At 72.1% G+C, this 22,109-nt stretch carries 16 protein-coding genes; 12 read left to right on the top strand and 4 right to left on the bottom strand.

Annotation, left to right across the window (positions count from 1 at the left end; translation table 11 throughout):
* Positions 1-135: 135 nt before the first annotated feature.
* The 5 genes from ACW7G5_RS10220 to ACW7G5_RS10200 all read left to right on the top strand — a co-directional run bounded on the left by ACW7G5_RS10220 (position 136) and on the right by ACW7G5_RS10200 (position 3,351).
* The gene (locus ACW7G5_RS10220) at positions 136-1,056 is read left to right on the top strand and encodes a lipid-binding SYLF domain-containing protein (protein ID WP_457004736.1); all 921 of its coding nucleotides are present in this window, start codon (positions 136-138) and stop codon (positions 1,054-1,056) included.
* A gap of 78 nt (positions 1,057-1,134) precedes the next feature.
* Positions 1,135-1,359, top strand: coding sequence for a Sec-independent protein translocase subunit TatA (tatA, locus tag ACW7G5_RS10215; protein WP_457004199.1), 225 nt, complete (start codon positions 1,135-1,137; stop codon positions 1,357-1,359).
* Between the two features lie 24 nt (positions 1,360-1,383).
* Positions 1,384-1,878 carry a Sec-independent protein translocase protein TatB gene (gene tatB / locus ACW7G5_RS10210; protein ID WP_457004197.1) on the top strand — a complete coding sequence of 165 codons (495 nt, stop codon included), beginning with the start codon at positions 1,384-1,386 and terminating at the stop codon, positions 1,876-1,878.
* Positions 1,868-2,632 carry a twin-arginine translocase subunit TatC gene (gene tatC / locus ACW7G5_RS10205; RefSeq protein WP_457004196.1) on the top strand — a complete coding sequence of 255 codons (765 nt, stop codon included), beginning with the start codon at positions 1,868-1,870 and terminating at the stop codon, positions 2,630-2,632. The genes tatB and tatC overlap by 11 nt, the downstream gene beginning before the upstream one ends.
* A complete protein-coding gene (locus ACW7G5_RS10200; RefSeq protein ID WP_457004194.1) occupies positions 2,632-3,351 on the top strand; it encodes an RDD family protein in 720 nt (239 codons plus the stop codon). The genes tatC and ACW7G5_RS10200 overlap by 1 nt, the downstream gene beginning before the upstream one ends.
* Positions 3,352-3,357: 6 nt before the next feature.
* On the opposite strand, the gene ACW7G5_RS10195 is transcribed toward ACW7G5_RS10200, so the two are convergent.
* Together ACW7G5_RS10195 and ACW7G5_RS10190 are read right to left on the bottom strand one after the other, a co-directional pair.
* Entirely contained in the window at positions 3,358-4,266 is a 909-nt protein-coding gene (locus tag ACW7G5_RS10195; protein WP_457004192.1) for a hypothetical protein, read from the bottom strand.
* A 65-nt stretch (positions 4,267-4,331) separates the two neighbouring features.
* Positions 4,332-5,060 carry a glutamine amidotransferase gene (locus ACW7G5_RS10190; RefSeq protein WP_457004190.1) on the bottom strand — a complete coding sequence of 243 codons (729 nt, stop codon included), beginning with the start codon at positions 5,058-5,060 and terminating at the stop codon, positions 4,332-4,334.
* A gap of 100 nt (positions 5,061-5,160) precedes the next feature.
* On the opposite strand from ACW7G5_RS10190, the gene glyQ reads away from it, so the two are divergent.
* The gene (gene glyQ, locus ACW7G5_RS10185; protein ID WP_457004188.1) at positions 5,161-6,072 is read left to right on the top strand and encodes a glycine--tRNA ligase subunit alpha; all 912 of its coding nucleotides are present in this window, start codon (positions 5,161-5,163) and stop codon (positions 6,070-6,072) included.
* Positions 6,073-6,077: 5 nt separating this feature from the next.
* Positions 6,078-8,171, top strand: coding sequence for a glycine--tRNA ligase subunit beta (gene glyS / locus ACW7G5_RS10180; protein ID WP_457004187.1), 2,094 nt, complete (start codon positions 6,078-6,080; stop codon positions 8,169-8,171).
* Between the two features lie 21 nt (positions 8,172-8,192).
* Here the strand turns inward: glyS and ACW7G5_RS10175 are convergent, their stop codons facing one another.
* Positions 8,193-9,605 carry a sensor histidine kinase gene (locus ACW7G5_RS10175; protein ID WP_457004185.1) on the bottom strand — a complete coding sequence of 471 codons (1,413 nt, stop codon included), beginning with the start codon at positions 9,603-9,605 and terminating at the stop codon, positions 8,193-8,195.
* Between the two features lie 121 nt (positions 9,606-9,726).
* Here ACW7G5_RS10175 and ACW7G5_RS10170 point away from each other — a divergent pair, with 121 nt between their 5' ends.
* The 3 genes from ACW7G5_RS10170 to ACW7G5_RS10160 are packed head-to-tail and all read left to right on the top strand — an operon-like array spanning position 9,727 to position 17,534.
* The gene (locus ACW7G5_RS10170; protein WP_457004183.1) at positions 9,727-11,643 is read left to right on the top strand and encodes a diguanylate cyclase domain-containing protein; all 1,917 of its coding nucleotides are present in this window, start codon (positions 9,727-9,729) and stop codon (positions 11,641-11,643) included.
* A gap of 54 nt (positions 11,644-11,697) precedes the next feature.
* Entirely contained in the window at positions 11,698-13,605 is a 1,908-nt protein-coding gene (locus tag ACW7G5_RS10165; RefSeq protein WP_457004181.1) for an autotransporter assembly complex protein TamA, read from the top strand.
* Positions 13,606-13,607: 2 nt separating this feature from the next.
* On the top strand, positions 13,608-17,534 hold the full coding sequence (locus tag ACW7G5_RS10160; RefSeq protein WP_457004179.1) for a translocation/assembly module TamB domain-containing protein: 3,927 nt from the start codon (positions 13,608-13,610) through the stop codon (positions 17,532-17,534).
* A 173-nt stretch (positions 17,535-17,707) separates the two neighbouring features.
* On the opposite strand, the gene ACW7G5_RS10155 is transcribed toward ACW7G5_RS10160, so the two are convergent.
* On the bottom strand, positions 17,708-19,066 hold the full coding sequence (locus ACW7G5_RS10155) for a sialidase family protein (protein WP_457004177.1): 1,359 nt from the start codon (positions 19,064-19,066) through the stop codon (positions 17,708-17,710).
* A gap of 39 nt (positions 19,067-19,105) precedes the next feature.
* Here ACW7G5_RS10155 and ACW7G5_RS10150 point away from each other — a divergent pair, with 39 nt between their 5' ends.
* Positions 19,106-19,606 carry a putative signal transducing protein gene (locus ACW7G5_RS10150; RefSeq protein WP_457004175.1) on the top strand — a complete coding sequence of 167 codons (501 nt, stop codon included), beginning with the start codon at positions 19,106-19,108 and terminating at the stop codon, positions 19,604-19,606.
* A gap of 96 nt (positions 19,607-19,702) precedes the next feature.
* Positions 19,703-22,081, top strand: coding sequence for a Tex family protein (locus tag ACW7G5_RS10145; RefSeq protein ID WP_457004174.1), 2,379 nt, complete (start codon positions 19,703-19,705; stop codon positions 22,079-22,081).
* Positions 22,082-22,109 lie beyond the last annotated feature (28 nt).

Genomic DNA, 22,109 nt, shown 5'->3' with positions numbered 1-22,109 from the left:
AGGCTCACCGCCGATTCATGGCCGCGCGAATAGCCTGACGGCCCACGCGGCGCGGTCGACATCGCACGCCCTGCGTCGCATCCTCCCACTGTCCGCGTACCCGCCACGGAGTCGTCCATGACCGCCAAGCGCCACCTGCTCCGCCTGCCCGTCCTCGCCGCTGCACTGTGCGTTGCGCTGGTGGCTGCGCCCGCGTCCGCCGGTCCCGACGAGGACGCACGCGCACTCAACGCGGTGCGCGTGCTCACCGACATCCAGGCCATCCCGGAGTCGGCGATCCCGGAGAAGCTGTTCGACGAAGGCCACGCGATCGTGGTCGTGCCCGACACCATCAAGATCGGCCTGGTGATCGGCGGCCGCCGCGGCCACGGCCTGATGTCGGTGAAGAATCCCGACGGCACCTGGTCCAACCCGAGCTTCGTCAAGCTCACCGGCGGCAGCATCGGCTTCCAGGCCGGCGTGCAATCGGCCGACGTGGTGCTGGTGTTCCGCAGCGAGCGCGGCCTTGAGTCGATCGTCAACGGCAAGTTCACGCTCGGTGCCGACGCCGGGGTTGCCGCCGGCCCGGTCGGCCGCAACGCCTCCACCGCCACCGACGGCGAACTCAAGGCCGAGATCTGGTCGTGGTCGCGTGCGCGCGGCCTGTTTGCCGGCGTGGCCCTGGATGGCGCCGTGCTTTCGATCGACGACGAGGCCAACGAGGCCGCCTATGGCCGCGACACCACGCCGCGGATGATCTTCGAGGGCCGCGCCACCGGCCAGCCTTCGGTCGCGGTGGTCGATTTCCGCGACAGCCTGGAAGAAGCCACGGCGCTGGCGCGCGCCAACCGCGCCACCGATGGCGCTTCGCGCGACACCGCCGGCAGCGACGCCGCGCCGGTGGCCGCACCAGCCCCGGACGCACCGGCTACCGGCGCACGGACCGCCCCGCTCGGCAGCGACAGCCTGCCGCCGCAGGGACCGAGCGCATTCCAGCCGGTCGACGAGGCCCCGGTGACCTCCGAGCCGCTTCCCGCGGACGACCTGCCGGCGCCGCTTCCCGACCCCATCGACTGACGCGCCGGATGCACCGCCCGCGGTCCATGCCGCGGGCGAGTTGGTATCCTGAGCGCCCGAACACACGCAGGTAGCGGCATGGGCAGTTTCAGCATCTGGCATTGGATCATCGTCCTGGTGGTCGTGCTGCTGATCTTCGGTACCAAGCGCCTTCGCGGCGCCGGCCGTGACCTGGGCGAAGCCGTGAAGGGCTTCAAGAAGGGCATCGCCGACGACGACGACAAGCCGACCGGCCAGCTGGGCGACCAGACCCGCGACGGTGAGCGCAAGGCCGAGCGCGACAACGATTCCGTGCAGCGCTGATCCCGGCGCGGCGGGCCGTCCGGCATGTTCGACCTCGGTTTCGGCGAGCTGATGCTCGTCGCGCTGGTGGCGCTGGTGGTGCTCGGCCCCGAGCGCCTGCCGAAGGCTGCGCGCTTCGCCGGCCTGTGGGTGCGGCGCGCGCGCGCGCAGTGGTATTCGGTGAAGTCCGAACTCGAGCGCGAGATGGCCGCCGACGAACTGAAGCAGAACCTCGACGCTGCGCGCACCGCCGCCACCGACCTCGAGCGCGGCGTGCGCTCGGCGGCCAGCGATGTCGACCGCAAGGTCCGCCAGGCCGGAGAGGACACGCAGCGCGGGCTCGTGACGCTCCGCTCCGGGCTCGCCGCCGGCGTCGAGCCCGGGGCCAGCAGCGACCCTGATGCGGACGCCGGCACGGGCATGGCCACCGGCGACGCCCACGCTGATACCGATGCCGGCATCGACACCGACACCCCGCCCGCCGACCCTGCCAACGGCGACGCACTTCCGCCAGCCAGCGGAGGCCGCGATGGCCGCTGAGGGCGAAGGCCACATCTTCGACCACCTGCTCGAGCTGCGCAGCCGGATCATGCGCGGGCTGGCGGGCCTGGGCGTGGTGCTGCTGGTGCTGCTGCCGTTCGCCAACAAACTCTATGCCTGGCTGTCGGCGCCGCTGGTGGCCAAGCTGCCTGAAGGCGCGCACCTGATCGCGGTCGAGGTCGCCTCGCCGTTCTTCGCTCCGCTGAAACTCGCGTTCTTCGCCGCCGTGGTGCTGAGCATGCCGTGGCTGCTCTACCAGGCCTGGGCCTTCGTCGCCCCCGGGCTGTACAAGCGCGAGAAGCACCTGGCGCTGCCGCTGCTGGCGAGCTCGCTGCTGCTGTTCTACGCGGGCTGCGCCTTCGCCTTCTACATCGTGCTGCCCTCGGTGTTCGGCTTCCTCACCATGGTCACGCCCGAAGGCGTGGCGATGATGACCGACATCAACGCCTACCTCGACTTCGTGCTGGTGATCTTCCTCGCCTTCGGCATCAGCTTCGAGCTGCCGGTGGCGCTGGTGATCCTGGTGCTGCTGGGCTGGGTGACGCCTGCGCAATTGAAGGAGTCGCGCGGCTACGCGGTCGTCGGCATCTTCATCGTGGCCGCGGTCATTACCCCGCCCGACGTCGTCTCGCAGTTGCTGCTGGCGATCCCGATGTGCCTGCTGTACGAGGCCGGGATCATCGCCGCGCGCATGGTCGCGCCGCGACCCGCCGCCGCCGCCGCCGCCGGCGACAGCGACAGCGACGCCGACTGATGCACCCCGCCGGCTTCTGGCGGCGCTGCGCGGCATGGTCGCTGGATGCGGCGCTGGTGGCCCTGCCGGTGCTGCTGCTGTCGCGGGCGTCCATGCACCGCGCCGCGGCCGGCGTTGGCGGCGCCTGGGACAGGCTGGTGGACGCCGTGGCCCAGCGCATGGCCGCGGCCATCCTCTCCGTCCCGGCCCCGATGGAGGCCGTCGATCCCGGCGCCCTGGCCGGGCTCGCCCGCGACTTGCTGCACGATCCCGCGCTGCTCGCGGCGGCGACCGCCCTGCAGTCGGCGCTGGCCGGACTGCTGGGCGGGCCGATGGTGCTGTTCGTGGCCCTGTTCCTGGCCTGGTGCGTGGGCTTCGAGCGTTCGCCGCTGCAGGCCACGCCGGGCAAGCGCGCGCTGGGCCTGCGCGTGGTCGACCCGGCCGGGAGGCGCATCGGGGCGGGTGCCGCGCTGGGCCGTTTCCTGGCCGGCACGCTGTCGTGGCTGAGCCTCAATATCGGCCATCTGCTGGCAGGCGTCGCGCCCGATCACGCGGCGCTGCACGACCGGCTCAGTCGGACCCGCGTGGTGCTTGCATCCGGCGCACCGGAGCGGATGCCGCCATGGGCCACGGCGTGGCTGGCCCTGCAGGCTGTCGCATGGCTGATGGCCATGGCCTGGGTCGCGCAGGCGATGGCCCTGCCGATGCAGGCGGCGCTCGACCGCGCGCTGTGGGGCTGAACCCCGTCAGGCCACCACTTCGTGCTGGCTGCCACCCTCGGCCGGACCGTCGCAGACGTCGCGCCACATGTAGTACATGACCCCGAACATCACCACGTACAGCGCGACCATCGCCGCAAGATAGGCCGGTGCGGCAAGCACCATGCCCAGGGCCGGATGCACCATGCTGCCCACGCCCATCAGCACCGCCACGACCAGGCCCAGCAGCAGCAGCGCCAGCATCCCGGCCACCGTCACCACGATGCTCAGCACCAGCAGCGGCAGCAGGTTGCGCAGCGCGCCCAGCAGGCCATCGCCCAGGGCTTCGCCAATGCCGCGGCCGCCCAGGGCGACCTGCCCCAGCGCGATCGCGTAGGCGCCGTTGAAGAACATGCCGACGATGAACAGCAGGCCGAGGAAGGTGCCCAGGCCGCTGGGCAGCGGCGGCAGCACCGGCGTGGCGCCCGGCTCCGCGCCCTCGAGCGCCTCGAACACCGAACCGATCTGGGCGAAGAAGTCGCCGCCGAAGGCGAACCCCACCGCGCCGAACAGCACCATGCCGACGGCGATCAGCCCGAGCAGGACGCCGATCACGCGACCCGCACCCTGGCCAGCGCCGAACACGTCGAAGACCGCCGCCGCGCGGGTCGGCACACCGGTTTCACTGGCGTGCAACAGCCGCAGGTAGCCCGCGAACAGCGGACCCATCACCAGCAGCGAGAACAGCACCGAAAAGCCCATCAGCGCGATCATCATCCCGGCGCTGGTGACGCCCAGGACGCTCTGCACGACGATCTGGATGAGGCTGGGGACCAGCGCGACCAGCATCATCAGTGCCGCGCCGCCAAGGACCGCGCGCGGGTTGCCGCCGCCCAGGTTCACGGCGTTCAGCAGCCAGCGCCAGCCCGAAGCCGGGCCCATCGTTCGTGTACTCATCCAGTGTCCCCGGTTGCCAGTCTGTTCGCGGCCATGCCGCGCCTGCGTATCGTAACCCGGCGACCTCAGGCGTGGCGGCGCGCCCGGCGCACGAATCGCCGCAGCACGCGGCGTGCGTCGGGTGCCGCGCGCACCGCGGCGCGCATGGCGGCCGGATCCCGGCCTTCGGCGGCCAGGCTGTCGCGGCGCGCATCGATATAGCCGCGCATGTGGCCGGCGCTGAATTCGGGATGGAACTGCACGCCCCATGCCGCGTCGCCCCAGCGGAAGGCGTGGTAGTCGTCGAGGTCGGAAGACGCAAGCGCGACGGCGCCGGCGGGGAGCTCGAGCACGCTTTGCAGGTGGGTGGCCTGGGCCAGGAAGCGATCCGGCAGTCCCGCGAACAGCGGATCGCCCTTGGCCTCCGGACCCTGGTCGATGGCGACGGTGCCCATCTCGCGGCCGCGCGGGTTGTCGGCGACGGTGCCGCCCAGCGCATGCGCCAGCAGCTGGTGGCCATAGCAGATGCCGAACAGCTGCGCGCCGTCGTGGGCCGCGTCGCGCAGCCAGCCTGCCGTGCGCTCGCTCCAGGGTTCGCGGTCGCTGACCATGGCGCCGGAGCCACTGACCAACACGCCGGCATAGCCGCGATGCGATGGCGGCGTGTCGCCCGACTGCACATCGACCACTTCGACTTCGCCGCGCGACAGTCCTGCCGCGGTGCGGATCCAGTGCGCGAAGCTGCCGTGGCGGCGCATCGAAGCCACGGGGCGGCCGGTCTCGAGGGCCAGGAAGGGAGGTGTGTTCCGGAACATGCGTGCGACCCTGCGACCTGCAGCCGCGCGGGGCGCGCGGGAGCGGCCGCTATACTAGCCCGCCCTTCATCCACGCCGCCCCGGCGGGCACGGACCGCGCATGACCGCACCCACTTTCCAGCAGCTGATCCAGCGGCTCAACGACTTCTGGGCCGCGCAGGGCTGCGTGCTGGTCCAGCCGCTCGACCTCGAGGTCGGCGCCGGCACCTTCCACCCGGCGACCTTCCTGCGTTCGCTCGGGCCGGAGCCATGGAACGCCGCCTACGTGCAGCCCTGCCGCCGCCCCACCGACGGCCGCTACGGCGAGAACCCCAACCGCCTGCAGCGCTACTACCAATACCAGGTGGTGATGAAGCCCTCGCCCGACAACATCGTCGAGCTGTACTTCGAATCGCTGAAGAGCGTGGGCGTGGACCCGCTGGTGCACGACCTGCGCCTGGTCGAGGACAACTGGGAATCACCGACGCTCGGCGCCTGGGGCCTGGGCTGGGAGGTCTGGCTCAACGGCATGGAAGTGACCCAGTTCACCTGGTTCCAGCAGGCCGGCGGCATCGAGTGCAAGCCGGTGCTTGGCGAGATCACCTACGGCCTCGAGCGCCTGTGCATGTACCTGCAGAACGTCGACGACGTGTTCGACCTGGTGTGGACGCATGGCCCCGACGGCAGTCCGGTCACGTATCGCGACGTGTACCACCAGAACGAGGTCGAGCAGAGCACGTACAACTTCGAGCATGCCGACGTCGCCGAGCTGTTCCATCGCTTCGACGCCTGCGAGGCCGAGGCGCTGAAGCTTGTCGAACTCGGCCTGCCGCTGCCCGCCTACGAGCAGGTGATGAAGGCCAGCCACAGCTTCAACATGCTCGATGCGCGGCGCGCGATCAGCGTCACCGAGCGCCAGCGCTACATCCTGCGCGTGCGCAAGCTGTCGCAGGCGGTCGCCGAGGCCTATTTCGCACAGCGCGAGAAGCTCGGCTTCCCCGGCCTGAAGACGCACAACGACAAGGCCGCCTGAAATCCATGAGCGAACAACTCCCCCTGCTGATCGAACTCGGCACCGACGAGCTTCCCGTCAACGCGCTGCCGGGACTGGCCGGCGCCTTCCTCGACGGCGTGCGCGCCGCGCTTGCGCGCCGCGGCATCGCCTTCGCCGACGGCGCGCGCCCGCTGTACGGGCCGCGCCGCCTGGCGGTGCTGCTTGATGGCGTGGCCACCACGCAGCCCGAGCAGGCGTCGGAAGTGATGGGCCCGTACCTCAACATCGCGCTCGACGCCGAGGGCCAGCCGACCCGCGCCCTGCAGGGCTTCGCGCAGAAGGCCGGCGTGGAGTGGACCGCGCTCGAGCGCGCCACCGACCAGAAGGGCGAACGCTTCGTGCACCGTTCGGTGACGCCCGGCGCGGCTACCCGCGACCTGCTGCAGGCGGTGCTGGACGAGGCCATCGCCGCGATGCCGATCCCCAAGCCCATGCGCTGGGGCGCGCACGCGCACGCCTTCGCGCGGCCGGCGCACTGGTTGGTGGTGCTGCTCGGCGACGAGGTGGTGCCGGCGAGCGCGTTCGGCATCGCGTCCGACCGCATGAGCCGCGGCCACCGCTTCATGCACGACAGGCCGGTATCGATCGGCGCACCCGGTGGCTACGTCGACGCCCTGCGCGCGGCGAACGTGCTGGTGGATCCCGAAGAGCGCCGCAGCGCCATTGTCTCCGGCGTCGAGGCCGCGGCCGCGAAGGCCGGCGGCAGCGCGCGCATCGAGCCCGGCAACCTTGCCCAGGTGGAGTGCCTGGTCGAATGGCCCGTGGCCGTGGCCTGCTCCTTCGACCCCGGCTTCCTGGCCGTGCCGCAGGAAGCCCTGGTGGCGACCATGGAAGCCAACCAGAAATTCTTCCCGGTACTGGGCAAGGACGGTCGCCTGACCGAACACTTCATCGGCGTGGCCAACATCGCTTCGCGCGACGAATCCGAAGTGCGCAAAGGCTACGAGCGGGTGATCCGCCCGCGCTTTGCCGACGCCGGGTTCTTCTTCGACGAAGACATGAAACAGGGCCTGTCAGCGATGAATGAAGGCCTGGCCACGGTGACCTACCAGGCGAAGCTTGGCAGCGTGGCCGACAAGGTCGCGCGGGTGGCGGCGCTGGCCGCGGCGCTGGCGCCGGCGGCAGGCGTGGACCCCAACCTGGCACGCCAGGCGGCGCTGCTGTCCAAGGCCGACCTGCAGTCGCGCATGGTCAACGAGTTCCCCGAGCTGCAGGGCATCGCCGCGCGCTACTACGCGAGCCAGGACCCCGCACTGGCCGGGCTGGCGAACAGCGACCGCGAGGCCTTGGCCGGCGCGCTGGAAGAAGCCTGGCAGCCGCGCGGCGCCGGCGACGCCATCGCGCCTTCGGCCCTGGGCCGGCTGCTGGCAATCGCCGAACGCATCGACACGCTGGCCGGCGGTTTCACGGCCGGGCTCAAGCCCACCGGCAACAAGGATCCCTTCGCCCTGCGCCGCAATGCGCTGGCGCTGGCGCGCACGATCATCGAAGGCGAGGTCGAACTCGACCTGCCGGCAACGCTCGCCACCGCGATCGCCGCGACCCCGGGCGATGGCGGCACGCCTGCCGATGAGCTCTACGACTTCATCCTCGATCGCCTGCGCGGCTACTACGCCGACCGCGGCGTGCCGGTGCAGCAGTTCAATGCCGTGGCCGCGCTGCGTCCGCCGTCGCTGCGCGACTTCGACCGCCGCATCGACGCTATCGCCAGCTTCGCGAAGCTCCCGGAAGCCGAGGCGCTGGCCGCCGCCGACAAGCGCATCCGCAACATCCTGCGCAAGGCCGACGGCGCGGTGCCCGATGCCGTGGACGCCGCGCTGCTGCGGGAACCGGCCGAGCAGGCGCTGGCCGACGCGGTGGAATCCGCGTACGCCGACACCGGCGCGCCGCTTGCCGCCGGCAACTACGCGGATGCGCTTGCGCGCCTGGCGCGGCTGCGGCCACAGGTCGATGCATTCTTCGACGCGGTGATGGTCAACGCCGAAGACCCCGCCCTGCGCGGCAACCGCCTGGCCCTGCTGCAGCGGCTGTCCTCGCGCCTGGGCAGCGTGGCGGCCATCGAGCACCTGTCGGCCTGACGCCTGCGGGCGCCGGCCGCCTCAGCGCGGCACGGCCTGCCGCGGCAGGCGGATGCGGACGGTGGTGCCCTGGCCGGGCGCGCTGTCGACCAGCAGCGCGCCGCCCGCCGCTTTCGCCAGGTCGGACGCCACCGAGAGCCCCAGCCCCGTGCCCTGGCCGGCAGGCTTGGTGGTGTAGAACGGCTCGCGGCAGCGGGCCACCTCTTCGCCCCCCATCCCGCACCCGGTGTCGCGCGCGCTGATCTCCACGCGGCCGGGATCCGGACCGGGCAGGCTGACCGTGAACAGCCCGCCTTCCGGCATCGCCTCGGCGGCATTGGACGCCAGGTTGAACAGCATCAGCTCCAGCTGGCCGCGATCGAAGAGCACCGGCTGCGGCGTGGACGGAAGTTCGAGGCGGAGCTCCACGCCGGGCGGGAACAGCTGCCGCAGCATCGGGCGCAGGTCGCCCACCAGGGCGGCGGCGTCGAACACTTCCGGCCGCGTCGCTTCCAGGCGGCTGAAGTCGAGCAGCCGCCGGCTGACGGCCGTCGCGCGCCGCGACGCCGATTCCACGCCTTCGAACATGGCATGCAGCTGTGCGACGTCCTGCTCCCGGCGGCCGCGCTCCGCGTAGCCCTGGATCAGCGCCAGCAGGTGGTTGAAGTCGTGGGCCACGCCGCTGGCCAGCCGGCCCACCGCCTCCACCCTTTGCGAATGCAGCAGCTGGCGCTGCGAGCGTTCCCGCTCCTCCATCTCCAGCTGCAGGCGGTCGCGGGTCCGGGCCAACTGCGCGTTGCGCTCCGCCAGCGTGCTGACGTAGCCCCGCATCAGCACCGCCGCGCGGTCGAACAGCAGCGCCGTCGCCAGCAGCCCGACCGCGAACTGGGCGGCCAGCAGGCTCGCGGACCGCAGCACGACCGGGTCGTAGAAGTGGCGGCCGATGTCGGTCCAGGCGGCACCGGCGATGATCGCCAGCAGCGTGGCCGCGCACGCCCAGAGCACCCACCTGCCCAGCAGCAGCGCGCCCAGCAGGGGCGGCAGCAGGGTGATCAACTGGCCACCGACCTGCAGGCCCAGCCCCGCGCGCAGGTAGTTCCAGCCAAGGATGCCGAGCGTCCCCGCCAGGAACAGCAGCACGGGCAGGTTGAACCGCCCGCGGCGCAGCAGCAGGAAGCAGCCCCAGATGAGCGCGGTCGCCGCCGCCGCCAACGCGATCGCCGCCTGGGGCAGCGGCATCCAGGGCCTCAGCCAGGCGTGCAGGACCAGCGCCAGCGGGTGGTACAGGCCCATGAACACCAGCAGCACGGCCAGCATCCGCGCGTTGCGCAGCTCTTCCGGCTCCCTGCCCTGGCGCCTGAGGATCCAGGCCAGCGCGCCGGCCGCCGCGTCGCCGATAGCGCGCGCGCCCTTCCTGCCAACACCCATCCGGACTGCACCCTCGTCGAATTCCATTCCCGGCGGCGCCTGCCCCGGGGCGGCAAGGCGAAAGTATAGGCCGGGCCCGCGGCCACCATCGATGCCACAATTCCGGCACGCCGCGGCCGCGGTTAATCAATCCACCGGGGAATGCATCGTGTTCTTGCGCTACATGCTCCTGTCCGTATTGCTCGCCGCCGGCTGCGCCGCGGGCACGGCGCAGGCCCAGGCCACGGACGGACGGCAGCAGCAGGACATCGCCCAGGGCGAGCACTGCCTGCGCCAGATGGAACGCGACGCCCACGGCGCCATGGACCAGGCCCGCAACATGCTGGCGCGCGAAGGCGCCAGCGACATCAGCCGGGTGATGGCGCTGTCCTGCCTGGTTCGCGGACAGCTCATGACCGGGGAGGGCGAGGCCGCGCAGGCCCTGATGCCGGAGCTGCTGCCGCTGCTGGACTCGGCGGCCATGCCGCAGCAGCTGCGGATCGAGATGCAGCTGCTCGCGGCCACGGGGCTGCAGCAGCTGGGCCAGCTGAAGCTGGCCGGCGAGGTGCTTGAAAGCGCGCTGGAGGAGTCCGCGGCCTACACCAACCTGCGCGTGCAGGCGCTGGTGGCCATCGCCCTGCACCACGCCCGCGGCATGGGCGACCCGGCGGGCGCCGAGCCCTGGTTCAAGCGCGCCATCGCGGCCACGGCCAAGCGTCCCGGCGGGCAGATCCCGATGGATGCGATCCCCTACTTCAACTACGGCCTCGCCGCGCTCGAGCAGGGACGCACGGACGCCGCCGCCGGGCTGCTGGAGACGGCACGCGACCTCGCCAGCCGCGACCGGCACCTGGACCGCCTCCGCGGCCGGGTCATCGGCACGCTGGGCCGCATCGCGCTCGAGCGCGGCGACCTCGCGCTGGCCCGCACCCAGCTGGAGGACGCCATCGGCATGCAGCGGGCCATGGACGACATGCCGGGCCTCGCCACCAGCCTGCGCCAACTGGGCGAACTGGCCCTGCTCGAGAGCGCGCCGGCACAGGCGCTCGTGCACGCCCGCGAGTCCGCCGAGCTGGTCGAGCGCGGGCGGATGGCGGAACAGATCCAGCCGTCGTTCGAGCTGATGTCACGGATCCACTCGGCCTTGGGCAACGCAACCGAATCCCGGGCCTGGAGCGAGCGGGCGCGCCAGCACCGGGCCGAGGCCGAGCGCGAACGCGACCCCGCCATCGCCGCGTCGCTGGAGGCGCGCGCGCCGCGACCGGACGAGTCGGTCGAGCAACTGGGCAACCTCACCCGGGCCCGGGTCATCGGTACCCTGGCGCTGCTGGCGCTGGCCGCCACCCTGCTCGTCGGCGGCTGGATGCTGCTGCACGCCCGGCGCAGGCAGCGCCAGTTGGCCCGCTCGAGCACGACCGACGCGCTGACCGGCCTGGCCAACCGCCGCGCGGCGACCCGGGAGCTCGACGCCCTGCCCGCCGCCGCCGGCGACGGCCTCCGCGCCGCGCTGCTGCTGCTGGACATCGATCACTTCAAGGCGGTCAACGACGAGCACGGCCACGAAGCCGGCGACCAGGTCCTGGTGGCCCTCGGCGACTGCCTGCGCGCGGCCTGCGATGGCAACGATATCGTTGCCCGCTGGGGCGGCGAGGAGTTCCTGGTCCTGCGACCGCAGACTTCGCAGGCCGCCGCGTACGCGCTTGCCGAGCACCTGCGCGCGGCCGTGGAACGCCTGGCGATCCCCTTGTCCGGCGGCCAGTCGACCTCGGTGACGGTCTCGCTCGGACTGGCACCCTGTCCGTACTTCCCCGGTCACGCCGACTGGAAGAGCGCCATTCGCATGGCAGATCGTGCGCTGTATGCCGCCAAGCATTCCGGACGCAACGCCTGGACCGCCACCTGGGGCGAAGCCGCCGGTGCGAACGTGGATGTCTACAGCGTGCGCCAGGATCCGGAAGGCGCGATGGCACGGGGATGGATCACGGTCTCGGGCAGTCGGCCGGTCTCCTGGTCACCGGTGCGCGGCGAGCCTGCCCCGCGGCTGACCGGGGCCGCGGGTGCGACCGGCGACAGGCAACTGCCATGACATCGGCGGCGATGCGTTAATCGCGCCTCGACGCGGCCCCGGTATCCTTCACCGATGCTTTCGCCCCCCCGCGCACTCCTCGCCACCCTTCTGCTCGCAGCCACCGGCAGCGCGCACGCCGTCAGCGTCTCTTCGGTCGAGGTCAAGGGCCTCGACGACGAGATGGAAGAGAACGTCCGTACTTCGCTGTCGCTGGTCGATGCCATCGGCGATGAACTGGGCTGGCGCCGCCTGGGCTACATGCTTCGCGCCGCGGGTGAGGAGACCCGCGAGGCGCTGGAGCCCTTTGGCTACTACTCGCCACGGATCGTGGTCGAGCGCGTGCGCGATGGCGAGCGACGGGTGGTCCTGGACACCGCGGCGACCGAGGGCCAGGACGCCGCCGACACCGCGGCCGCGACCGCCGCCGTGGTGCGCGAGGCCGGCCCTGGGCGCGCTCGCGACGGCGCGCAGGCGCCGATTTCGGTGGTGATCACGGTGGAAACCGGCGACCCCGTGCGCGTGCGTCGCGCCGACATCGCCATCATCGGCGACGGCCACGACGACCCCTACCTCAGCGAGGAGGTCGACGACTTCCTTCCGCGCGAGGGCTCGGTGCTGCACCACCCCACCTACGAAGCCAGCAAGGCGCGGATCAGCCGCCGCCTGTCGGAGCGCGGCTATTTCGACGCCGACTTCTCCGCGCGACGGGTCGCGGTCACCCGCGCCGAAGAAGCCGCCGACATCGAACTGGTCTGGACCAGCGGCGACCGCTACGACATGGGCGCAACGCGCTTCACGCAGGCACCGCACGAGGTCGTCGACAACAGCCTGCTCGAACGCCTGGTGTACTGGGAAGAAGGCCAGTACTACCACCAGGGCCGGCTCGACCGCCTGCGCACGTCGCTCAATTCGCTCGACTATTTCAGCCGCGTCGACATCACCCCGCGCCCCGAGGAGGCCGAGGACGGCCGGGTGCCGGTGGACGTCACGCTCACCCCGGCCAAGCGCGATGTCTACAGCGCCGGCCTGAGCTACGGCACCGACAGCGGCGCCGGCGTTCGCCTCGGGCAGGAGCGCCGCTACGTCAACCGCCGCGGGCACAAGGCGCTGTGGCAGGTGGACTATGCCCAGAACCGCAAGACCCTGACCCTGCAGTACCGGGTCCCGGCCTTCCACTGGCTCGACGGCTGGTACACCGCCAGCCTGCAGGCCGCCGACGAGCAGACCGACTACATCGACAGCCGGCGCATCGAGTTCGTCGCCAGCCGCAGCGGCCAGTACAGCCGCAACCTCAACCTGGTGGCCTCGATGCACGCACTGCGCGAGCGCTGGGCCTACGAGTACGAGGCCGACACCGACCCCACGACGCCTCCGGTGTACCGCTATGCCACGTTCACCTATCCCTCGCTGCGCGCGACCTACGTCGATCTCGACGACACGCTGTTCCCGCGCAGCGGCTACAACGGCAGCCTGCTGCTGCGCGGCGGCGTGGAAGGCGCGGGCTCGGAGGCCAGCTTCGCCCAGTTCCACGCGCGCGCGCACTGGTACCTGGGCGTCGGCGACAGCGACCGCCTGATCCTGCGCGGCGAGTACGGCCGCACCGAAACCAGCGCGCTGGTCGACATGCCGCCGAGCCTGCGCTTCTACGCGGGCGGCGACGGCAGCATCCGCGGCTACGAATGGCGCGAGGTCGGCCCGCGCGTGGTCGATGACGACGACGACAGCTTCGCCCTGGGCGCGCGCCACGTGTTCACCGCCAGTGCCGAATACGAACACTACTTCGGCGGCGGGCCCTGGGGCATCGGTGCCTTCGTCGACACCGGCAGCGCCTACGACGGCTCGCCCGACCTGCGCACAGGCGTCGGCGTCGGCCTGCGCTGGCAGACGCCGGTCGGGCCGCTGCGCCTGGACATCGCCCGCGGCCTGGACGATCCGGATTCGCCCTTCACCCTGCACCTCAACATCGGTACCAGCCTGTAGCCATGGCACGCACGCCCGACATCACTCCTGAAGAACGCGAGGCGCGGATCGTCGAGCTGCGCGCGCGGCGCCGTGCACGGGTGCGCAAGCTGGCGGTGCGCAGCGGCATCGGCATCGCGGCGCTGGTGCTGCTGGTACTGGTGGCCGGCTACTGGCTGCTGTCCACGCTTGGCGGCCGCGACTTCCTGCTGTCACAGGTGGTTTCCCGCCTGCCCGCCGGCACCACGCTGGAATGGCGCGACGCCGAAGGCCCGGCCTCCGGACCGCTGACGCTGCACGACGTCGCCTTCCAGCAGCTGGTCTGCCCCGAGGTCGATGACCAGCCGGTGCCCTACGGCCAGTGCGCGGCGCCCAACGCGCTGCGCTTCAGCGCCAGGCGGGTCACCATCGACCCGGCGCTGCGCCCGTTGCTCGGCCGCGTGCTGCGCCTGGACGCGGCCCAGGTCGAGGGCGCGGTGCTGGAGCTGCCACCGTCCGATGACGGCGAGCCGTTCTCGCTGCCACGCTGGCCCGAAGTGCTGCCGCAGGTCGAGCCGCCGCTCGGCCTGCAGGCCGACGCCATCGAGATCGACGGTTTCCGCGTGCTGCGCGGCGGCGAGCCGATGATCGACATCGCCAGCGTCCGCGGCGGCATGGAGGCACGCAGCGGACTGCTGCGCCTGCGCGAGGTCGTGGTCGACAGCGACCGCGGCGTGTTCAGGGCCGGCGGCGAGTACGCGCCGGGCGACGACTACCGCATGGACCTCACGGCCTCGGCGCTGCTGCCGGCGCCGGCGGGCACTACGCGGCCGCGCCTGGGCCTGGTGGCGCGCGGCAACGTGGCCGCGCTCGACGTGGCGCTGTCCGGGCATGCGCCCGCGCCGGTGCGCGCACGCCTGGGCCTGCGCGGCGGCGAGGAGGCACCGCGCTGGACGTTCAAGGCCGCCAGCGAAGCGCTTGATCCCGCGCTGCTGGCCGGCTTCGGCGAGCCCGGCACGCCGCTGGCCTTCGACCTTGACGCCCGCGGCACCGGCGGCTCCGCCGAGCTGCAAGGCGACATCGCCTACGGCGAATTCCGCGCCACCGTGCAGCCTTCGGTGGCCATCCTCGACGAACAGGTGCTGGAGTTCGATCCGCTGGTGGTCGACGTGCTCGACGGCCGCATCACCGTTACCGGCCGCGGCGACTTCGCCGATCCGCAGGCCGCCAGCGTCCGCTACGCCGTGCTTGCGCGCGGCCTGGCCTGGGCACCGACGCCCGCGGACGGCGCCGCCCCCGACCCCGCCGCGACCGTACACGCTGACGCCGACATCGGCCTGGCCGGCACCGCGGAAGCCTGGGCGGTGGTCGGCAAGGCCACGCTCACCCGCGATGGCGAAGCCGCCGAGGTCGAGCTCCGCGGCCGCGGCGACCAGTCGCGCCTGGACCTGCGCAGCCTGGCCGCGCGCACGCCCGGCGGAAGCCTTGATGGCAGCGGCCACGTGGCCTGGGCGCCGGCGCTTGGCTGGTCGATCGATGCCGATCTCGCCGGCTTCGACCCCGGCTATTTCGCCCCCGACTTCAGCGGCGCGATCGACGGCCGCATCTCGTCCACCGGCAGCACCCGCGACGACGGCGGACTCGAGCTCACCGTGGATGCCAACGACCTGGGTGGCCAGCTGCGCGGGCGTCGGCTCTCCGGCAGCGCCAGCGTCGCCATGCACGGCGCTGCAACCGGCAGCACCGCGCCGGCGGCGTACGAAGGCGAGGCCGCGCTCAGCATCGGAGGCAGCCGGATCGACGCCAGCGGCCGCATCGACCAGCAGCTGGACATCGAAGCGTCGCTGGCGCCGCTGCAGCTCGATGACCTGCTGCCGGGCACCACGGGCCGCATCGAAGGCACGCTCACCGTCGCCGGCGCACGCGACGCTCCCGACCTGCAGGCCGACCTCGACGGCAGCGGGCTGCGCTACGGCGACTACAGCGCCGACAGCCTGCAGCTGCGCGGCCGCCTGCCCTGGCGCAGCGGCGGTGGCGAGCTCGAGTTCGACGCCCGCGGCGTGCAGGCCGGCCTGGCCCTGGACACGGTGGCGCTGCGCGCGCGCGGCGCCGTGGAGGACCTGCAGCTCGATGCCGAGGCCCGCGGCGACCTCGGCCACGCGACGCTGTCGGGCAACGCGCGGCGCGGCGGCAACGGCCTCTGGCGCGGCGCACTCGACGCGCTCCAGGTGGCGCCCGCGGTCGGTGCCGCCTGGCGACTGCAGTCCGCGGCCGCCTTCGCGCAGGCGTCGGGCGGACGCTGGACGCTGTCGCCGGCGTGCCTGGCGCCTGAGGTCGGCGGCCATCTCTGCGCCAGCGCCGACTGGCCGCGGCAAGGGCTGTCGATCGACGGCGAACAGCTGCCGCTTGCGCTTGTCGCGCCGTACCTGCCGAAGCAGGACAGCGGTCGCCCGTGGTTCCTGGAAGGCCTGGTCGACATCGACGGCCGCCTGCGCCCGGCCGGAACCGCCTGGCAGGGCCATTTCAACGTCGCCTCGACCAGCGGAGCCCTGCGCACCAGCGCGCGCTCGCGCCGCGACGTGCTGTCCTACAGCGGCCTGGCGCTGGACGCAGAGTTCGATGCCAACCGCATCGCGGCAACGCTCGGGCTGGGTTTCAACGGCAACGGCCGCATCGACGCGCAGCTGCGCACCGGCTGGGACGCCTATGCGCCACTGGAAGGCAATATCACCGCTGCCACCAGCGAGCTGACCTGGCTGGAGCTGTTCTCGCCCGACATCGTCTCGCCCGAAGGACGCCTGGACGCCGACGTCAGCCTGGCCGGCACCCGCGCCGAACCGCGGCTTGGCGGCAGCGCGAGCCTGGCCGGTTTCAGCGCCGAGATCCCGTCGCTTGCGATCGCGATCGTCGATGGGCAGGCGCGGCTGGAGGCCCTGCCCGACGGCAGTGCGCGCATCAGCGGCACGCTGGGCACCGGCGGCGAGGGACGACTGGCAATCGACGGCAGCCTCGGCTGGCAGACGGAGGGCTCGCCGCTGCTGCTGCAGCTGCGCGGCGACAACGTGTTGCTGTCCGACACCCGCGACCTGCGCGCCGTCGCCAGCCCCGACATCGAGGTGCGCTATGCCGCCGGCCGGCCGCTGCAGGTCAGCGGCCGGGTGCTGGTGCCGAGCGCACGCATGGACCTGGAGCGGCTCAGCGACGGCGTCTCGGCGTCGCCGGACGTGGTGGTGCTCGACCCGGTCGATCCCGACGAGGGCCCGGCCATGGCGATGGAACTCGACCTCACGCTCGCGATGGGCGACGACGTGCATCTGAACGGCTTCGGCCTCGAAGGTGAGCTGACCGGCGAACTGCGCGTGCTCTCGCGCGCCGGGCGCGAAATGACCGGCCAGGGCATGCTCGAAGTCGGTGGCCGCTATGAAGCCTATGGCCAGGAGCTCGCGATCACCCGCGGCCGCCTTGAATGGTCGAACACGCCGGTCTCCGATCCTTTGCTCGACATCCGCGCCGAACGCAAGGTCGGAGACGTGACCGCCGGCATCAACGTCGACGGGCGCGCATCGGCGCCGCGTGCCCGGGTCTGGACCGACCCTTCCAGCGACGAGTCCGAAGCCCTGGCCCTGCTCGCGCTGGGACGCCCGCTGTCGAGCCTGAGCGGCCGCCAGGCCAGCGACCTCGATGCCGCATCGGCGGCGCTCAACGCCGGCGGCAGCCTGCTGGCCGGTCAGCTGGGCAAGCAGATCGGCCTCGACGACGCCGGCGTGATGGAGTCGCGCGCACTCGGCGGCAGCGTGCTCGGCATCGGCAAGCAGCTGTCACCGCGGCTGTACGTCGGCTTCGGCGTCTCGCTGCTGGGCACCGGCCAGGTGCTGACCCTGAAGTACCTGCTGCGCAAGGGCTTCGACGTCGAAGTCGAATCCAGCACCTTGGAGAGCCGCGGCTCGGTCAACTACCGCCACGAGCGCTAGCCGTTGTAGGAGCAGCTACAGCTGCGAAGCCCCTGCAGGATCAACGGCAACCACGAAGCCCTAGCGCTTCGTCCCGGTCGCGGCTATAGCCGCTCCTACAAAAGCCACGGTCGCGGCGATGGCCGCTCCCGCAGAATCGCTTGGCGGCGCCCGGAGTCAGTTGGCGGCGGCGCTCACGGGCCAGCCGTCGCCGGCACGATCCGGGCGCCGCGCAGGCCGGGCACGCCGTCGTGGACATCCGTCCAGACCACGTGCGCGATGCCGCCGGCCACCGCCAGCTGCGGGAAGCCGGTGCCGCGTCCGCGACCGGTGAGGTGCGCAACGCCAATGCGCTCGAACTCCGTGGCCAGGTCCGGCGAGCGCCGCGACAGCCACAGCGATTGGCCACTGCTCTCTTCCCGCAGCCACAGCACCCAGGCCTGGCCGTCGCCGAGCGCAATCGCGACACGCCCCTGCACCGCCTCGCCGCGATCGAGCGTGACCGGTGCGGCGAAGCTGTCACCGGCATCACCGCTGTACGCGATGCGCACCTCGGGCACGTCGCCGTCGGCGGCGGTGTACCAGGCGACCACGGCCGCCTCACCGTCGGCGGCCACTGCGGGGCCGTTGACCGGGCAGGCCGGCATCACCCAGTTGTCGGCGTGCACGGCCTTCGGCGTGGTCCAGGCCTCGCCGTCCAGGCGCGTGGCCAGGATGTCGCGCACTTCACCCTCGGCGCGCCCGCGATAGACCAGCAGCGGACCGCGCGCGGTGACCGCGGCGCTGGTCTGGCAGCAGTCGCAGACGCTGGCGTCGATCTCGACGTCGGCGGCCCGGCGAAGGTGGCCGTCGAAGCTTGCGGCGCGCAGGGTCATCGCAGCCGGTTCTGCAACGGCGGCGCTGGCAGCATTCGTTGCCGCGCCCGTCGTCGCACCGGTTGCCGCGTCGCCGGCTGCGTCCACTTCGCCGTGGCCCGCGTGCCCGTTGCCGGCAGTGTTGCGGCCGTCCAGCCACGCGATCCCGAGCGTGCTCTGTCCCTGCGGCCACATCGAGACGAAGCCGTGTTCGGTCTGCGTGCCGTCATCGTGCGGACTCACCGGCTCGCTCCAGCTGCGGCCGCCATCGAGCGAGGTGCTCAGCCGGACGTCATAGGCATAGGGCGCGTCGCCGTTCTTCTGCAGCCAGTGTGCCCACAGCGCGCCGTTGGGCGTGGCCATGATGTGCGGCGTGTCGGCCCAGTTGACGAACATGCTGTTGCCCACCGCGATGGTCACCGGTGCCGATTCCCAGCGCGCGTCTGCGAGGTCGTAGCTGGAGAACTGCAGGATGTGGCGGCGCCCGGGCTGCGAATTGGTCCAGGCCAGCAGCAGCTTCCCGCCGTCGACGGCAGCCAGGTCGGGAAGCGCCGAACCGGGCAGCATCGCCGGCAGCGGCCACTCTTCGACCATGCGAGCCGCGGCGGGATCGACCGCGGCAGTGGACGCCGCCGGGACGGGTGCCGGTGCCTCGCCGCCGCATCCGGCGACAAGGCCCAGCACGGCAAGGGTGATCATGGCGATGCGCATCCCGGCAGCGTACCGTAGGGATCGATCATGTTCACCACCGTCGCCGCCTATACCGATCCGATCGAAGCCCAGCTCGCAGCGGGCCTGCTGCAGGCGGAAGGCATTCCCGCGCGCCTGGACGACACCGGCACCGCGATCGCCAACTGGGAGTGGCGGCTGGCGATCGGCGGCATGCGCCTGCGCGTGCCCGATGCGCAGGCCATCCACGCGCGGCGCGTGCTGGCGGCGCTGGACGCCGGTGAATACGCGCTTGATGAGGACGCGCTGGATGACGGCGCGCTCCACGAGGCGACGCCGGAAGAAGCCCGACATCGCGGTCACGCATTGCAGCCGGGGCGCGATCACGGCCTCGAGGCGAGCCGCGACGGCACCGGCGGCACTGCCGCCCGCGATGCGCGCGACAGGCTGCACCCGCCCGATCGCGAGAGCCTCTCCAGCCGCATCGCCTGGGCGGCGCTGATGCTGCTCGGCCTGCCGCTACCCTGGCGGCGCCAACGCGACGACGACGCCGTGGTGCGCCGCGCCTGACCCGCGCGCGCCGCGCTGTCAACGGGTTCCGCGCATCGCCATGCGGGGCCACAATCGGCGCCTCCGCGGCCCGTGCCGCCCGATGCAAGACCACTGATGGCTGACCCCAAGACCGCGCTCGCGCGCAAGATCGCCCGGACCATCGCCGACGAGATCGGCGCCCGGCAGACCCAGGTGGAGGCAGCCGTCGGCCTGCTCGACGAGGGCGCGACCGTGCCCTTCATCGCGCGCTACCGCAAGGAAGTCACCGAGGGCCTGGACGACACCCAACTGCGCGACCTTGAAACGCGCCTGGCCTACCTGCGCGAACTCGAAGACCGGCGCGCGGCGATCCTGGCCAGCATCGACGAGCAGGGCAAGCTGACCGACGAACTGCGCGCCGACGTCGAGGCCGCCGACAGCAAGGCGCGCCTGGAAGACCTCTACCTGCCCTACAAGACCAAGCGCCGCACCCGCGCCCAGATCGCGCGCGAGGCCGGGCTCGAGCCGCTGGCCGACGGCCTGCTGGCCGACCCGACGCAGGTGCCGGAGGAATTCGCGCTGCAGTTCGTCGACGCCGAAAAGGGCGTGGCCGACGCCAAGGCCGCGCTTGAAGGCGCGCGCGCGATCCTGCTCGAGCGCTGGGGCGAGGACGCGAGCCTGGTCGGCGAGCTGCGCGAGTGGCTGGCAGGCTGCGGCGTGATCCGCGCCAAGGTGGCCGAGGGCAAGGAAGCCGCCGGCGAGAAGTTCCGCGACTACTTCGACCACGCCGAGCCGCTGTCGAAGATCCCCTCGCACCGCCTGCTGGCGCTGTTCCGCGGCCGCCGCGAAGAGTTCCTGCAGCTTGAACTGGATCCGGGCACCGACCTCGACGCCGGCAACGCCTACGCCGAGGGCCGCGTCGCGCTGCGGGCCGGCATTCGCAACGAGGGTCGCCCCGCCGATGCCTGGCTGCTCAACGCCTGTCGCCTGGCCTGGCGCGCGAAGCTGCAGCTGCACCTGATGCTCGACCTGTTCGCGCAGGCGCGCGAGAAGGCCGAAGCCGAAGCCATCACCGTGTTCGGCGACAACCTCAAGGATCTGATGCTGGCCGCGCCCGCAGGCCCGAAGGCGGTGCTCGGCATCGACCCGGGCATCCGCACCGGCTGCAAGATCGCGGTCGTCGATGCAACCGGCAAGCTGGTCGCGACCGACACGATCTATCCGCATGAGCCACGCAAGCAGTGGGACCAGTCGCTGCACACGCTGCGCAAGCTGTGCGCCGAGCACGGCGTGCAGCTGATCGCGATCGGCAACGGCACCGCGTCGCGCGAGACCGACCGCCTGGCCGCCGACGTCATGAAGGCCGCGCCCGAGCTGAAGCTGCAGAAGATCGTGGTCAGCGAAGCCGGTGCCTCGGTGTACTCGGCGTCGGAGCTTGCCGCGAAGGAGTTCCCGGGCCTTGACGTGTCGATCCGCGGCGCGGTGTCGATCGCGCGCCGCCTGCAGGATCCGCTGGCCGAACTGGTCAAGATCGAACCCAAGGCGATCGGCGTCGGCCAGTACCAGCACGACGTCGACCAGTATCGCCTCGCGCGCGCGCTCGACGCCCGCGTCGAGGACTGCGTGAACGCGGTCGGCGTGCACGTGAACACCGCTTCGGCGCCGTTGCTGGCGCGCGTGTCCGGGCTGTCGTCGACGGTGGCCGCGAACATCGTCGCCCATCGCGACGCCAACGGCCCCTTCAAGCGCCGCAGGGACCTGCTGAAGGTGCCGCGCCTGGGCGACAAGACCTTCGAGCAGTGCGCCGGCTTCCTGCGCATCGCCGACGGCGACGAGCCGCTGGACGGCTCCGCCGTGCATCCGGAAGCCTATCCGGTGGTCGAGCGCATCGTGGCCGCCACTGGCAAGCCGATCCACGCGCTGGTGGGCGACGCCGGTTTCGTGCGCACGCTGAAGGCGCGCGAGTTCACCGACGAGCGCTTCGGCGAGCCGACCGTGCGCGACATCCTCGCCGAACTTGAAAAGCCCGGCCGCGACCCGCGCCCCGAGTTCAAGGCCGCGGTGTTCGCCGACGGCGTCGAGGACATCAAGGACCTGCGCGAAGGCATGATCCTGGAGGGCGTGGTCAGCAACGTCGCGGCCTTCGGCGCCTTCGTCGACATCGGCGTGCACCAGGACGGCCTGGTCCACATCTCGGCGCTGTCGGACCGCTACGTGAAGGATCCGCGCGAAGTGGTGAAGGCCGGCGACATCGTCAAGGTGAAAGTGCTGGAGGTCGACGTGGCGCGCAAGCGCATCGCGCTGACGCGGCGCCTGGACGATACCCCGGCGCCGCGCGAAGAGCGGCAGGAGGCGCGGCGCGATGGCGGTCCACGCGGCAACCGTAGTGGTGGTGGTGGCAACCAGCGCGGCGGCCCGGCACCCCGCGGCGGCGGCGGCAACGCCCCGCGCACCGGCGCGGCGCCGGCCAACAACGCCCTGGCCGACGCCTTCGCCCGCGCCAAGCGCAGCTGAGGGGCACGCGCCCGTCCCCGCGCAGCGC

The sequence above is a fragment of the Luteimonas sp. A501 genome (genome assembly GCF_054052085.1).
This window is presented reverse-complemented; position numbering and strand designations above follow the sequence as displayed.

Excerpts from the sequence above, each read along its gene's own strand:
- tatA (WP_457004199.1), top strand. The coding sequence starts at position 1,135 with ATGGGCAGTTTCAGCATCTGGCATTGGATCATCGTCCTGGTGGTCGTG.
- tatB (WP_457004197.1), top strand. The coding sequence starts at position 1,384 with ATGTTCGACCTCGGTTTCGGCGAGCTGATGCTCGTCGCGCTGGTGGCG.
- tatC (WP_457004196.1), top strand. The coding sequence starts at position 1,868 with ATGGCCGCTGAGGGCGAAGGCCACATCTTCGACCACCTGCTCGAGCTG.
- ACW7G5_RS10200 (WP_457004194.1), top strand. The coding sequence starts at position 2,632 with ATGCACCCCGCCGGCTTCTGGCGGCGCTGCGCGGCATGGTCGCTGGAT.
- ACW7G5_RS10195 (WP_457004192.1), bottom strand. The coding sequence starts at position 4,266 with ATGAGTACACGAACGATGGGCCCGGCTTCGGGCTGGCGCTGGCTGCTG.
- ACW7G5_RS10190 (WP_457004190.1), bottom strand. The coding sequence starts at position 5,060 with ATGTTCCGGAACACACCTCCCTTCCTGGCCCTCGAGACCGGCCGCCCC.
- glyQ (WP_457004188.1), top strand. The coding sequence starts at position 5,161 with ATGACCGCACCCACTTTCCAGCAGCTGATCCAGCGGCTCAACGACTTC.
- glyS (WP_457004187.1), top strand. The coding sequence starts at position 6,078 with ATGAGCGAACAACTCCCCCTGCTGATCGAACTCGGCACCGACGAGCTT.
- ACW7G5_RS10175 (WP_457004185.1), bottom strand. The coding sequence starts at position 9,605 with ATGGAATTCGACGAGGGTGCAGTCCGGATGGGTGTTGGCAGGAAGGGC.
- ACW7G5_RS10165 (WP_457004181.1), top strand. The coding sequence starts at position 11,698 with ATGCTTTCGCCCCCCCGCGCACTCCTCGCCACCCTTCTGCTCGCAGCC.
- ACW7G5_RS10160 (WP_457004179.1), top strand. The coding sequence starts at position 13,608 with ATGGCACGCACGCCCGACATCACTCCTGAAGAACGCGAGGCGCGGATC.
- ACW7G5_RS10155 (WP_457004177.1), bottom strand. The coding sequence starts at position 19,066 with ATGATCACCCTTGCCGTGCTGGGCCTTGTCGCCGGATGCGGCGGCGAG.
- ACW7G5_RS10150 (WP_457004175.1), top strand. The coding sequence starts at position 19,106 with ATGTTCACCACCGTCGCCGCCTATACCGATCCGATCGAAGCCCAGCTC.
- ACW7G5_RS10145 (WP_457004174.1), top strand. The coding sequence starts at position 19,703 with ATGGCTGACCCCAAGACCGCGCTCGCGCGCAAGATCGCCCGGACCATC.